The sequence below is a fragment of the Fluviicola sp. genome, from assembly GCF_039596395.1.
Taxonomy (GTDB): Bacteria; Bacteroidota; Bacteroidia; order Flavobacteriales_D; family Crocinitomicaceae; genus Fluviicola.
In genome coordinates this window covers 1,284,407-1,296,275 of the sequence record NZ_JBCNJT010000002.1, presented here as the reverse complement: position 1 = coordinate 1,296,275, position 11,869 = coordinate 1,284,407, and the positions used below count along the sequence as shown (strand labels likewise).

17 protein-coding genes are annotated in these 11,869 nt (G+C 39.9%); 16 read left to right on the top strand and 1 reads right to left on the bottom strand.

What is annotated here, in order from left to right; all coding sequences use genetic code 11:
* The first annotated feature begins 2 nt into the window (after positions 1–2).
* A complete protein-coding gene (locus ABDW02_RS14535) occupies positions 3–911 on the top strand; it encodes a hypothetical protein (protein ID WP_343635665.1) in 909 nt (302 codons plus the stop codon).
* Between the two features lie 33 nt (positions 912–944).
* Positions 945–1,580: a hypothetical protein gene (locus ABDW02_RS14530; protein WP_343635663.1), complete on the top strand. Its 636-nt coding sequence runs from the start codon at positions 945–947 to the stop codon at positions 1,578–1,580.
* Between the two features lie 5 nt (positions 1,581–1,585).
* On the opposite strand, the gene ABDW02_RS14525 is transcribed toward ABDW02_RS14530, so the two are convergent.
* On the bottom strand, positions 1,586–1,855 hold the full coding sequence (locus ABDW02_RS14525; protein ID WP_343635661.1) for a hypothetical protein: 270 nt from the start codon (positions 1,853–1,855) through the stop codon (positions 1,586–1,588).
* A gap of 80 nt (positions 1,856–1,935) precedes the next feature.
* Between ABDW02_RS14525 and ABDW02_RS14520 the strand changes: the two genes are divergently transcribed.
* The 14 genes from ABDW02_RS14520 to ABDW02_RS14455 all read left to right on the top strand — a co-directional run bounded on the left by ABDW02_RS14520 (position 1,936) and on the right by ABDW02_RS14455 (position 11,855).
* On the top strand, positions 1,936–2,148 hold the full coding sequence (locus ABDW02_RS14520) for a helix-turn-helix transcriptional regulator (RefSeq protein WP_343635659.1): 213 nt from the start codon (positions 1,936–1,938) through the stop codon (positions 2,146–2,148).
* 86 nt (positions 2,149–2,234) lie between these two features.
* Positions 2,235–2,687: a hypothetical protein gene (locus tag ABDW02_RS14515; protein ID WP_343635657.1), complete on the top strand. Its 453-nt coding sequence runs from the start codon at positions 2,235–2,237 to the stop codon at positions 2,685–2,687.
* 18 nt (positions 2,688–2,705) lie between these two features.
* The gene (locus tag ABDW02_RS14510) at positions 2,706–3,023 is read left to right on the top strand and encodes a hypothetical protein (protein ID WP_343635655.1); all 318 of its coding nucleotides are present in this window, start codon (positions 2,706–2,708) and stop codon (positions 3,021–3,023) included.
* 48 nt (positions 3,024–3,071) lie between these two features.
* On the top strand, positions 3,072–3,662 hold the full coding sequence (locus tag ABDW02_RS14505; RefSeq protein WP_343635653.1) for a hypothetical protein: 591 nt from the start codon (positions 3,072–3,074) through the stop codon (positions 3,660–3,662).
* Positions 3,663–3,691: 29 nt separating this feature from the next.
* Positions 3,692–4,228, top strand: a complete 537-nt coding sequence (locus ABDW02_RS14500) for a YcxB family protein (RefSeq protein WP_343635651.1) — start codon at positions 3,692–3,694, stop codon at positions 4,226–4,228.
* Positions 4,229–4,266: 38 nt separating this feature from the next.
* Entirely contained in the window at positions 4,267–4,998 is a 732-nt protein-coding gene (locus ABDW02_RS14495; protein WP_343635649.1) for a phytanoyl-CoA dioxygenase family protein, read from the top strand.
* Between the two features lie 17 nt (positions 4,999–5,015).
* A complete protein-coding gene (locus tag ABDW02_RS14490) occupies positions 5,016–5,627 on the top strand; it encodes a hypothetical protein (RefSeq protein WP_343635647.1) in 612 nt (203 codons plus the stop codon).
* 1 nt (position 5,628) lies between these two features.
* Positions 5,629–6,024 (top strand): hypothetical protein, encoded by a 396-nt coding sequence (locus ABDW02_RS14485; protein ID WP_343635645.1) that lies wholly within the window; start codon positions 5,629–5,631, stop codon positions 6,022–6,024.
* An 84-nt stretch (positions 6,025–6,108) separates the two neighbouring features.
* Complete coding sequence (locus ABDW02_RS14480) at positions 6,109–6,957, top strand: methylated-DNA--[protein]-cysteine S-methyltransferase (RefSeq protein WP_343635642.1); 849 nt, start codon at positions 6,109–6,111, stop codon at positions 6,955–6,957.
* Positions 6,958–6,966: 9 nt separating this feature from the next.
* Positions 6,967–7,677 (top strand): 2OG-Fe(II) oxygenase, encoded by a 711-nt coding sequence (locus ABDW02_RS14475; RefSeq protein WP_343635640.1) that lies wholly within the window; start codon positions 6,967–6,969, stop codon positions 7,675–7,677.
* Between the two features lie 61 nt (positions 7,678–7,738).
* Positions 7,739–7,915: an Ada metal-binding domain-containing protein gene (locus ABDW02_RS14470; RefSeq protein WP_343635955.1), complete on the top strand. Its 177-nt coding sequence runs from the start codon at positions 7,739–7,741 to the stop codon at positions 7,913–7,915.
* Between the two features lie 251 nt (positions 7,916–8,166).
* Positions 8,167–8,901 carry a hypothetical protein gene (locus ABDW02_RS14465; protein WP_343635638.1) on the top strand — a complete coding sequence of 245 codons (735 nt, stop codon included), beginning with the start codon at positions 8,167–8,169 and terminating at the stop codon, positions 8,899–8,901.
* Between the two features lie 49 nt (positions 8,902–8,950).
* On the top strand, positions 8,951–10,426 hold the full coding sequence (locus ABDW02_RS14460; RefSeq protein ID WP_343635636.1) for a hypothetical protein: 1,476 nt from the start codon (positions 8,951–8,953) through the stop codon (positions 10,424–10,426).
* A 436-nt stretch (positions 10,427–10,862) separates the two neighbouring features.
* The gene (locus tag ABDW02_RS14455; RefSeq protein ID WP_343635634.1) at positions 10,863–11,855 is read left to right on the top strand and encodes an SDR family NAD(P)-dependent oxidoreductase; all 993 of its coding nucleotides are present in this window, start codon (positions 10,863–10,865) and stop codon (positions 11,853–11,855) included.
* The last annotated feature ends 14 nt before the right edge of the window (positions 11,856–11,869 follow it).

Sequence of the window (11,869 nt, the reverse complement as noted above, 5' to 3'; positions counted from 1 at the left end):
TTATGAACAAAGAATTGGATAACTCTGAGCAAGCTGCAAGTGATTCAGATATTACTAAAGATAATATATTTGCTCGACCTGCTTTAAAACCTGGTAGTAAAAAGAAAGATGAAAAGGAAGCAAAAGAGAGTCTTCTAGTTAATTATGCATCATTAAAATCAAGAAAGACTAAATTTTTTCTTCTCTTATTATTTTCTTTCTTCTCAGTTTCAATATTCATAATAGTCGCCTATTTTGCGTGGTTAAACTGGCTTCCATCAGTTTGGAATTGGGGTTTTAATCCAACTACTTGGCGGGGTTTTCTTGCTTTCTACGCTACTCTCTTGCTTGCAATTTCGCCATTTCTCTCCTTATTAATTTTCGGTGATATAATAGAAGGTATATTTAAACTTCTCATTTCCGAAACGCAAAAAAAGCTTGATAAAAAAATTGAAGAGAATGAGCAAAAACAGAAAATTTACATAGAAAAAATTGAAGAACATGATAAAAGTGGTTTGATATCTTTAATTACTTTCAGCAAACTTGAATTAGAAAATTACTATAATATTGGATTAAATCAGACACAAAAAAGTTATAGATATTCAATTTTTTCAATGTGGATAGGTTTCATGATTATCATGTTTGGTATTATTTCTTACATGATGCCTTTACCCTATATTAATCAGAACCTGGTTAATGGTAACTTTCAAATTCTTATTCTTGGAAGTGGAATAGTAGTTGAATTAATATCCGGATTATTTCTTTGGATATACAAAAGCTCGCTATCTCAATTAAAATACTTCTATAACCGTCAAATTTTTATTCATAATTCATTATTAGCCTTTGCCATTTCTGAATCAATGGACAATTCAGATGAGTCAAAGAAAATAATAATTGAAAAAATACTTGAATTTGGATTAAATAATAAATGAACCTACCCATAATATCTATAATTGGACAAACCAATGAATAAAAATGAAACTAACGCACTTGAGATTATTAAGTCAGATTCATCATTCATAACTGAAGCAAGCGATTCAATAATTCATTTGCTAAATGATTCAAATGTTGTTGATGACATACCAATAATTGGACTGATTACAAAACTTGGAAAAATCGGTTTTGGACTTAGCAATCATTTGTTCGAAAAAAAGCTTTATTCTTTTTTATTCGAAATTAAAGACACAACTCTTGAAGAACGAAATTCTTTTATTAAAAAATTAGATGAAAAGGAGTATTCCGAAATAGGAAATTCAATTACCATTCTCTTAGAAAAATATGACAGTTTGACTAAGGCTAAATATTTAGGCATGCTCTTGAAGGCAAGCATTAAAGAAGAAATTACAAATGAAACTTTCATGCGGATTGCGCTAATAATAAATAGATTAATGGTCTTTGACATACAAAAGCTTCCCTTATTCTTAAATGAGATACCTCATACCGGAAATTATGTAATTGAACTTGAAAATCAAGGTTTAATAGAAAAAACCGGCTTGAAAATGCAAGGACAAAATAGCCATACTAATTATTGGATCTATTATTATAGACTTTCAAACTTAGGCACTGTAATGGTAATTAAGCTAAAACTATACGAACATTAATTTCCTCAAATCCCCTTCAACTCCCTAAAAATCTCTTCCGCCAATTCGTCGATCTTTTCAGTCGAATCGTATTGTTCCAGATCTGCTGCTTGTTCAATGAGTTTATAGTACATTTCAAAATTCTGTTCGACTTCTGAAATTTCCATCAAGGAGAAAATCACTTTTGCATTGCCTAACGGATAGTGATTCACAGGAACATTCAACCGATCCAGGGTGTTTGTCAAACGGGAGATCTTAATATCATCTTTGATAAGCGTTAGGACATTCGTCTTCATAATAACGGATTTGTTACAAATATAATTTAAATAACGAATCCGTTATCAAGTTCTAGATAGAAATTATCTAAAATTGCTTGATGGAAAATCAAGACTTAATAGCATTGGGTAAACGAGTTAAGGAACTTCGATTGGAGAAGAATCTAACTCAGTTTGAGCTTGGTGCAAGAATTGGCAAAAATGCCAGTTCAATTGGAAGACTTGAAACCGGAAGAGTGAATCCATCATTTCTATACTTGAAAGAATTAGCTAAGGGTTTGGAAGTCCCATTAACTACTTTGCTTGATTATTAAAAATCACTACTATAAACAAACAATTCTGCTGAGATCACTAAGGTTTGTATTAAATCTAACTCTATTAATCACTTAAAAAACAAATCATGAGTAAACCATTTCGCCACAATGCTGGCTTCGGAAAACGAATGGAATACTTTGTCATAAGTAAAATGCTTGAGCAAGGTCTGGATGTTTACATTCCACTAATTGATGATAATGCAATCGATGCAGTTATCCGGAAGCATGACGGCACCTTTGTAGAAGTTCAAATTAAAGCACGATCCAAGGATGTTTTATTTGGTGACGCTGCACTTTTTGCAGCTATAACTCATGAATACCGTAGTAATTATTACTTTGTTTTTTATTCGCATCGATTAGATAAAACCTGGATTCTATCTTCTGAAGAATTTATTGCAGAAGCCGTCCAAAATAAAACCGGGAAAAATGCAGGTAAACGCTCAATTTGGTTTAACGGAAAAAGTACAAAAACTCAAACTGAACATCCACATCCAAGATTCGATAAATACTTAAAGGAAAATTTTGAAATGTTTAGATAGAAACAACACTTAGAAATTATGACACCAGAAGAATTTGTAAAAACCTTTTATAACGAAAAGGAAGATCTTTTAAGAGCATATTTGTCGCAAGATACAGAAACCAATGTCGGAGAATTAATCAAATCTCTAAACCTAACAGATCAACAATTTGAGATCTTAAAGAAAGTACTTGACAGTTCATTCACAGATATTTTCTATACTATTCTTTTAGGGCTAGATGGCTGTGCTTCAATTGGAGGAATTCAAGAAATGTATGAGTTGAGAGATGAAAATGGAAATCAATTAAGCGGTGATATAGAAGGTTATGCTTATGAATATTTTCATGGAGAAGATTAAAGAAAAACCGTAATATTGCACGGAAGATAACTATCAATTACAAAAACTATGAGCCACCAGGAATCCATGCGAAATGCAGCTGAAATAATGCGGCTGAAAAAAGAAAAAGAAGCTCGTGAGGACAGAGAATTCTATGAGCGGATTACTTCCGGCACACAATGGGTTATCTTCAAAGCTGTAGTTGTTTTCTGTACGCTGATGCTGGTGATTTCAACCATCGAGGTGTTTGTTGACGGCCCTACCAAAAAGCTAACGGAAAAAGACTGGAAAATTGACCGGAACTGGGAATATCCCTGGCACCAGGTTCTGGATGTGGAAGGATATATGTTCTCTCCTGCCCTCGGAGACTGGCTGGACCATGTGGACAACAGCCTTAAATTAACTTATTCTCCCATTTTTCGAACAGGCAAAAAGTTAAGCTACGACCTTAAAATCAATGAATACGCAATCCGGAAACACGAAGAAATCAGGGAACGATCCATCTTCGACTGGTTTCCCTGGTTCCAGATTTTATTGCTGATCCCGCTAATCACTTTCCTGTTAAAACGCCAAAGCCCGTGGTTTAACTTTGCACGGATTGCGTCTTTGGTTTTCGTCTTTCCCGGAACTTTGCTGGTGATCTTTTTTACCTTGTTGTAAGTAATTTGGTTCGTTTCAAACCGTTATAAATGTCCCGCTTGAACACAATTGATATCACGTTTGAAATCGATCGATCCAAAGAGCTTTATAAAAAGTATTTTAAGTTCGAACGGAAAAGAGAATTCAAAAAAGCGCCTGTAAAGTTTCTGTATGGATTATGGGCCGTACTGATCATCATTGCTATATCTCTGCAAATCGATGCGCTTTGGATTATCGGATTCATTTGTGCAGTTCTCACCACGGTGTTTTTCCTCTACTTTTTCATTAAATTTCAAATGGCCTTCAACAAATTTATAAAAGAACTGGAAAAAAAAGCAGGGTCCGATGATAAGGACTTTCAATTCGGTTTTAACTCTGAATCAATCATCTACAAATCCAGAAACATAAGTTCCGAGATAAAATGGGATATGATTAATGGATATATCATTAATGATGATGACATTTACCTGTACATAGAAAACAGAGAGCTTTTAGACATTATTTCAAAAAGAATCCTGGAAGAACAAATATTTGAGAATTTCAAAAGCATGCTCTTTGAGAAATGCAATCAACTTCGAGGCAGATAGTAGAATTTCTTTGTTATTATCAATCGCAATTAATGTAAATGCCAGAAATTCCCAAACACCGACAAGAACTGCTTGAGAATGGTTTCTCCATTGTAAACGATATCTATTCTACCGACGAGATAAACAGCATACTGGCTGTTATTGATCAGGCAGATACCTCCAATGATACATTCCGGAAAACAACCGACCTGTTTGCTATCCGGCAATTTTTAAAGGAAATTCCTTCTGTTGTTGACCTGGTTTTTACAGACCAATTGAAAACCCTGATCAAAGAAGTTGTAGGCGATAGCTGCTTTGTTGTTAAGAGCATTTATTTCGACAAGCCGGAAGCTTCCAACTGGTATGTGGCCTATCACCAGGATTTGACTATTTCTGTGGACAAGAAAATTGAACTCGAAAACTTTGGTCCCTGGACTACGAAACAAAATCAATTTGCAGTTCAGCCACCGTTAACGTTTTTAGAAAATATCACCACGATCCGGATCCATCTGGATGATACGGACGAAAACAACGGTGCTTTGAAAGTTATTCCAAAATCCCATTTAAAACAAATTTACAGACCTGAAACGATAGATTGGACACAGGAAACCGAAACAATCTGCCGTGTAGAGCAAGGCGGTGTGATGTTCATGAAACCGTTAACCTTGCATAGTTCCGGCAGAACGATTAATAACCGGAAAAGGCGTGTTATTCATATTGAATTTTCAAGCATGGAATTACCGGCAGCATTAAATTGGGCGGAAAGAATTAATTTAGAAGAACTTCTATAACCAATAATGTTCTTCCAATGAACAACTCCATTTACTACCTCTTAGGCCACATCGACAATTATGCGGGCGGATTTTCATACGAGGAAGGAATTTTCAAACGAATCAGTCTTCTAGGTGCCGATTGGAAGATCAATCCTGAAAAAGTACACAAATCTGAAAGGCTTCTTAAAAAATCTGCTGCGATCCTGGAAGAGAACAATCTTCCGAACGATATCCGTATTGAAAAATGGGAACAAGATAAAGGCCTGACAATTTTCTCCAAAAATTTGGTGGAACTGATGGATATCTCTATTCCCCGGAAAAGTTCCTGGTTCGGAAGAGACGATTTTCAAATGGATCAATCCCTTTTTGATGCATTTGAATGGAGAAATACGGAATCCAACTCTCACAAACAGCGTTTGAATTTTTTAGCCGGGGTAATGGACTCCAATGCCGTTGATAACCAGCTTTACTTTTACAACGACTACGACAAATGTGTATTGACACATTCCATTTTGAAATGCTTTGCAGACGATGGTGACCAACTTATCCTGGAATCCAATTTTGGAATTCCGTGGGTGGACATCATCAAAATCAAAAAAGAAGGTCCACTCTGGAAAAGCATATTGAAAAGACCTTCTTCTAAATAACATGGACCAGAATCAACTACATATCTTCTCCAAAGCCTTCTTCGAAGCAAATTACCGGAAAGCAAAACTTCCCAAAAAATTCCGGTTGGACCAGGTCAATGAAATTGAATTTTATTCCGAGGGAATGCGGGGAGGATGTACCGTGCGTTTCTTTATCAGGAAAAACAGTTCGGGTGAATGGTTCATGGATTTGTTCGGGGGCGACGATTATGTTTCCTGGCACAGGCGCATTCATCAGAACGGTGAAATAACGGATCTTGAGAATTTCCAGGGCCGGTTCGGCAAACCGTTTTACTCCGATGATCCGGAAAGGACTGCGCGGGAACACCGGGAAATACAGGAAAATAACGACCGGGTTCATCAACTGCTTATTGAAAAAGGATTGGAAAAACCTTGATCACTTTCAGGCAGGGAAAAGAGCAACTTTCGGGTTTTACGACAGCCATACACTTCTGATATTTGCAGGAGAAACATTCAGAACATGAACGAGCAGGAACAACTCAATTACAAGCGGATTGCCGAAGCTATCGAGTACATCAAAAACAACTTCAGGGAGCAGCCCAACCTGGACGAAGTTGCTTCTAAAGTGCATTTAAGCCCTTTTCATTTTCAACGGTTATTCAGAGAATGGGCAGGAACAACTCCCAAAAAATTCCTGCAATACATCAGCATCGAGCACGCAAAAAAACTACTGACCAACCAACAGGCTACACTTTCCGATACTGCTTTCGAAACGGGACTTTCCGGTACCGGCAGGCTTCACGACCTGTTCATCCGGATTGAGGGAATGACTCCGGCAGAATATAAAAACGGAGGCAAAAACCTGTCGATCAACTACAGCTTTGCTGAAAGTCCTTTTGGCCCTATGATCGTTGCTTCCACACCAAAAGGTGTTTGTTACATGGCTTTTGAAGAGCAGGAAGAAAAAGCACTCACTAACCTGAAAGTCAAGTTTCCGCATGCGGCCATGGAGCGAAAATCAGATCTTCTGCAACAAGACGCGTTGTTTATTTTTCAAAACAATTGGGAGCGGTTACCCGAAATAAAACTGCATTTAAAAGGAACTGACTTTCAACTGAAGGTTTGGGAAACGCTTTTGAAAATTCCCATGGGAAAACTGGCTACTTATGGCACAATTGCAACGCAGGTTGGAAATCCGAACGCTTCACGGGCAGTTGGAACAGCAATAGGAAGTAATCCGGTTGCCTTTTTAATTCCTTGTCACCGGGTCATCCAATCATCGGGGAATTTAGGCGGCTACATGTGGGGCAATACGCGCAAAACGGCAATCATAGGCTGGGAAGGTGCCCAAACCAGTTCTGAAATCTAAACCGGGATTATGGAAATCAGCTCTAAACTAGAACAGGTCGATTGGCAAGCCGTTACCGAAGCCATGCACCAAAAAGGATTCGCAGTGATCCCGGATCTACTGACCAATGAACAAACTGAAATGCTGAAAGCCATGTACGATGATCCGGCAATTTACCGAAAAACTGTTGTTATGGAACGTCATCGCTTCGGTTTGGGTGAATACAAGTATTTCAATTATCCCTTGCCGGAAATCATACGGGAAATCCGGACCCGCATTTACCCGAAACTTGCACCTATTGCCAATGCCTGGTTCAAAGCATTGCACATGGAAACTTCATTTCCACAGCAACACAGCGAATTATTGGAACAATGTGCTCAGAGCGGGCAACAAAAAGCAACGGTTTTGATCCTGAAATACGGGAAAGGCGGTTTTAATACGCTCCACCAGGATTTATACGGAGAATGTTATTTCCCGATCCAACTGGTGCTGTTCCTCAGTGATCCCGAAACCGATTTTACGGGCGGCGAATTTGTATTGACGCAGCAAATCCCGCGGGCACAATCCAAAGCCATTGTTCTAAAGCCCCATAAAGGTGATGCACTGATTTTTACAACCCATTTCAAACCGGAAAAAGGAACGAAAGGTTATTACAAATCCGTTATGAAACATGGCGTGAGCGAAGTCCACACCGGAGAACGGTATACACTGGGCATTATTTTTCACGACGCCGTCAGCTGAAATGATTTTACACAACGAACTCACCGACCGGGAATTGAGAAGAAGGATCAGGAAGTAGGAAATCCGTTTCGGGGGAAATAAAACGCTGAAAATCTACGGAACGCTGGCCTGCACTTCCGGCAAACGCATGAAAAGAGAAAACCGGGTTTTCTTCTCCGATGAACAGGAAGCCATTTCAACCGGTTTCCGGCCCTGCGGCCATTGTTTGAAAAAAGAGTATCTGACCTGGAAAGAATAGGACGCGGTTCTGCGAAATGGGTTTTGCACCATTGCAACATTCCGGAACAACCATCGAACAAACCCGACAAAATCTCCATATTGCTACTTTCGAATAGTGCTATATTGTCCTGTTGATTTCCGGGAATGAAAGGGAGATTGCACGAATTTTGCACGGAATGTTGGATTTGAAAAGCAAATAATAGCAATTCACATGCACGAAATCTTAACTTTACAACTAACAGTCATTGCGCGTCAATCAAAACGTTCAACATGAAAAAAGAAACTACAGCAACTCATCCCATCGTCCTTGAAGATCCAACATCTGACAGGCGAATAAAACCGGCTCATTTATTACCGAGTCCGGATTCCCGTCTGGATTCCATGCTGGATAAAGCTCATCCGATCAGTGACAAGAGTATTCCGTACAGGGATCTTACCAGTCCTGAAACAAAGCGTGAAAGCATTCAGCGCCTCATCGATAAACTGGACGTGAAGCACAGCTTGCGTTACCAACGTACTCCGGAAGACACGTATTGCAATGTTTATTCGTATGATTACTGCTATTTCTCACAAGTTTACCTGCCTACTGTTTGGTGGACAGAGGAATCTATTGAGAAACTGCTGGCTGGAGAAGAAGTGGAAGCAGTTTTTGAAGAAACGGTTGACCGGATTTATTCGAGTGCTATCCACGACTGGCTGAGTGAATGGGGACCAGGTTTCGGCTGGAAGCAAATGACTGATCTGGATGAAATTCAGCGAAAAGTAAACGAAGAAGGCGGAGTAGGGATTATTTGCGCCAAACGGAAAATCAAAGGCCTTTCCGGACACATTGTTCCGATCGTTCCTGAAACTCATTTGAAAAAAGCATACCGGGAAAACGGGGTCGTCAAATATCCTTTGCAGTCGCAAGCCGGAAAATTGAATTACAATTACTTCGCAAAAGCCCGAAAAGACTGGTGGAACCATGAGCGTTATTCTTCCCATGTCTTCTTTTACCACGCTTAAATAAAACCAGATTCTGAAATACGCTACTTATAAAAGCCAATTGAAATAAATGAACGAGAAACCGAAACAAAAACTGTACTGGGGAATTGGATTAGAAAACGAAACATACTTGCAATTCGAAGAATCGCTCCTCGTTTCCGGTGCATTCATACAAGAAAAAATTGGCCATGAACGCTATAGCATTGATTACAGAAAGTGCTACAAAGATGGAAGTTATGCAATTCCTGTAGCAACTGCTTTTGATAAAAACCTTACCTACAGGGTGAGCCGGATGATGAACAGTCATTCACTGGAGAAAGTCGATTTAAACTGGCAGCATAAAACCATCGCCGGTACTGAACCATTGGAAGACAACCCGGAATATTCGGGAAAATCGATCCTGGAAAACTTCCTGGAAACCCAGCCATACAATATCCGGAGTATGCTCACTCAAAAGAACAATCCGATGGGATCCGTGAACTTTGACGGAGATTCCATTGAATTTGTAACCAAATACTTTGAAAACAGAACCATTTCCGATTCGTGTGATGAACTGGCTGCTACCAAGAAGCTCTTTATCGATAAAATCAATGAATCTGCTGTACTGAACGGAAAATTGCGTTTCCCGGATTACAATACCGGGTTCAATATGTTCATGTCGAACCAGGAAAACATCGTGTTATTCAACAACGGAACATACCATTTCCACATCACGCTGCCGACACTTACGGAAAACAGCCGCATTATTGATTATGAAGATTTTGAAGCCAAACATGCCAATGCCATCTATTTGCTGCAATGGTTCGAACCGCTTTTCATAGCAACACTCGGAAGCCCCGATATCATGCAGGTGATCAGCGAAAAATATCACTTGAAAGAACAGTTCGCCGGTGGTTCCATGCGGAATGCCATGTCGCGCTATACCGGAGTTGGTACATTCCATAAATCCATGGCAAAGGGAAAAATCCTGACTTATCCGGTCGAAGACTTTCGAAAATTGTTGAAGTTTAAAAAAGAAGAAAACATTTGGTGGCGCGATCAGATTGCGGATGATTTTGATTATGAACTGCTTTCGGATGTCGGTTTGGATTTCAACCAGGAAAAAATATATCAAAGCGGTTTCGAATTCAGAAGTTTTGATGAATTCCCGGCAAGCTATTTACCAAATCTGCTGCACGCTATTATAATCATCTGCGAGCATTCTTTGAACCTCCCAAATGTACCCTGGGGACACTACAGCGTGGTATGGAACAATCTGGTGTTTAAAGCACTGAAAACCGGTTACCGGACAGAAATCACTTCCGAAGAAAAACAGGAAGTCCTGGAAGTATTAAACCTTTCGGCCCTTCAATCAGAATTTGACCCGGTTGTGAAATTAGACGAATTTTTCTTCCGGATCATCGCATTGTTACATGAGAAATACAAGGACAATAATACCTGCATCAACAATATGCTGGGCGATAAACCGAATACGGTTCCGAAGTGGGATAATTTCAATGAATACCAGGTAGCACAGCATTTAAAACAGTTGGAGGCAGTTGAATAGGACGTTTCATCTTTCTATTGTTCGCTGAAGATTGATTCAGGTCTCCGTGAGATTGACAAGTGTTCCCGTGAGATTGACTTCGGTTCGTTTTACAAGGGCTTGGGTCTCTGAGTTATTAACAAAGGTTTGTTGAAGATTGACAAATCTTCGCTGGAGATTGACTTCGATCCGCAAAATACCAGTGTGGGTTCTCCGGAGATACGTTCCGTCTCACTGTAGAAACGATAACTGCAAAAGCTCTGGAGAACCCGTCGAAACAAACCTGTCAAAATCTCCATATTGCAATATTCGAACATGGCTATATTGCCATCTTGCAAATTCGCAATGAAGTTTAAAATTGGCCGTTTGAACAAAGCATATTCGGACGTTTGAACAAAGTCATCACCACTGTTATCCCCTAATTTTGTCTCAACAAACAAGTTTAAATCAGATCAAAATGGGACAAAACAATTATCAGGGAGCGTTACAGAAACCACTCGGTTCAGGATTTAACGCCAAATCAACTACAAGCGATGTTATCAAAGGGATTAACCTTACCGGGAAAATTGCCATCGTAACGGGCGGAAACACCGGTATCGGATTAGAAACAGTCAAAACCCTTTCCTTGGCCGGCGCAACAGTTATTGTTCCGGCACGCGATACCGATAAAGCAGCCAGAAACCTGGACGGAATTCCGAATGTGGAACTGGAAAAAATGGATTTAATGGATCCTGATTCCATCGATGCCTTTGCTGAAAAGTTTTTGGCTTCCGGCAGACCATTGCACCTGCTCATCAACAATGCTGGAATCATGTGGGTGCCGCTGCGCAAAGACAAACGCGGGTATGAATCGCAACTGGCAACCAATTACCTGGCTCCGTTTCAGCTGACAGCAAGGTTGTGGCCGGCATTAAAAAAAGCAAACGGCGCAAGAGTTGTCAATGTTTCTTCCGGAGGACACCAGTTCTCAGATGTTGATTTCGAGGATCCGAATTTCCTTCACCGGGAATACGAAACCCTGCTTGGTTACGGACAATCGAAAACGGCGGTCAATCTTTTTTCACTGGAATTGGACGTGCGCGCCCAGGCATACAATGTGCGAAGTTATTCCCTGTGTCCGGGTGCTGTCGGTGAAACAGAACTGGCGCGTGAAGCTCCTGCCGACCTGTTCCAAAAACTGGGCTACACCGATGCGGAAGGAAAGATTCTGCCGGAAGTGGCCGCACGATTGAAAACTATTCCCCAGGGAGCGGCAACAACTGTGTGGGCGGCAACCAGTCCTATGCTCGACACTATCGGAGGTGTTTATTGTGAACATGCAGATATCGCACTTCTGAGCAATGATACTACACAGGTTGGCGGTGTCAAACCTTACTCTTTGGACGAAACACACGCAAAACGCTTGTGGAAACTAAGCGAGGAAATGACCGGAATAACATTCGGCTTCTAGTTGATTTTTGTATC

Excerpts from the sequence above, each read along its gene's own strand:
- ABDW02_RS14535 (WP_343635665.1), top strand. The coding sequence starts at position 3 with ATGAACAAAGAATTGGATAACTCTGAGCAAGCTGCAAGTGATTCAGAT.
- ABDW02_RS14530 (WP_343635663.1), top strand. The coding sequence starts at position 945 with ATGAATAAAAATGAAACTAACGCACTTGAGATTATTAAGTCAGATTCA.
- ABDW02_RS14525 (WP_343635661.1), bottom strand. The coding sequence starts at position 1,855 with ATGAAGACGAATGTCCTAACGCTTATCAAAGATGATATTAAGATCTCC.
- ABDW02_RS14520 (WP_343635659.1), top strand. The coding sequence starts at position 1,936 with ATGGAAAATCAAGACTTAATAGCATTGGGTAAACGAGTTAAGGAACTT.
- ABDW02_RS14515 (WP_343635657.1), top strand. The coding sequence starts at position 2,235 with ATGAGTAAACCATTTCGCCACAATGCTGGCTTCGGAAAACGAATGGAA.
- ABDW02_RS14510 (WP_343635655.1), top strand. The coding sequence starts at position 2,706 with ATGACACCAGAAGAATTTGTAAAAACCTTTTATAACGAAAAGGAAGAT.
- ABDW02_RS14505 (WP_343635653.1), top strand. The coding sequence starts at position 3,072 with ATGAGCCACCAGGAATCCATGCGAAATGCAGCTGAAATAATGCGGCTG.
- ABDW02_RS14500 (WP_343635651.1), top strand. The coding sequence starts at position 3,692 with ATGTCCCGCTTGAACACAATTGATATCACGTTTGAAATCGATCGATCC.
- ABDW02_RS14495 (WP_343635649.1), top strand. The coding sequence starts at position 4,267 with ATGCCAGAAATTCCCAAACACCGACAAGAACTGCTTGAGAATGGTTTC.
- ABDW02_RS14490 (WP_343635647.1), top strand. The coding sequence starts at position 5,016 with ATGAACAACTCCATTTACTACCTCTTAGGCCACATCGACAATTATGCG.
- ABDW02_RS14485 (WP_343635645.1), top strand. The coding sequence starts at position 5,629 with ATGGACCAGAATCAACTACATATCTTCTCCAAAGCCTTCTTCGAAGCA.
- ABDW02_RS14480 (WP_343635642.1), top strand. The coding sequence starts at position 6,109 with ATGAACGAGCAGGAACAACTCAATTACAAGCGGATTGCCGAAGCTATC.
- ABDW02_RS14475 (WP_343635640.1), top strand. The coding sequence starts at position 6,967 with ATGGAAATCAGCTCTAAACTAGAACAGGTCGATTGGCAAGCCGTTACC.
- ABDW02_RS14465 (WP_343635638.1), top strand. The coding sequence starts at position 8,167 with ATGAAAAAAGAAACTACAGCAACTCATCCCATCGTCCTTGAAGATCCA.
- ABDW02_RS14460 (WP_343635636.1), top strand. The coding sequence starts at position 8,951 with ATGAACGAGAAACCGAAACAAAAACTGTACTGGGGAATTGGATTAGAA.
- ABDW02_RS14455 (WP_343635634.1), top strand. The coding sequence starts at position 10,863 with ATGGGACAAAACAATTATCAGGGAGCGTTACAGAAACCACTCGGTTCA.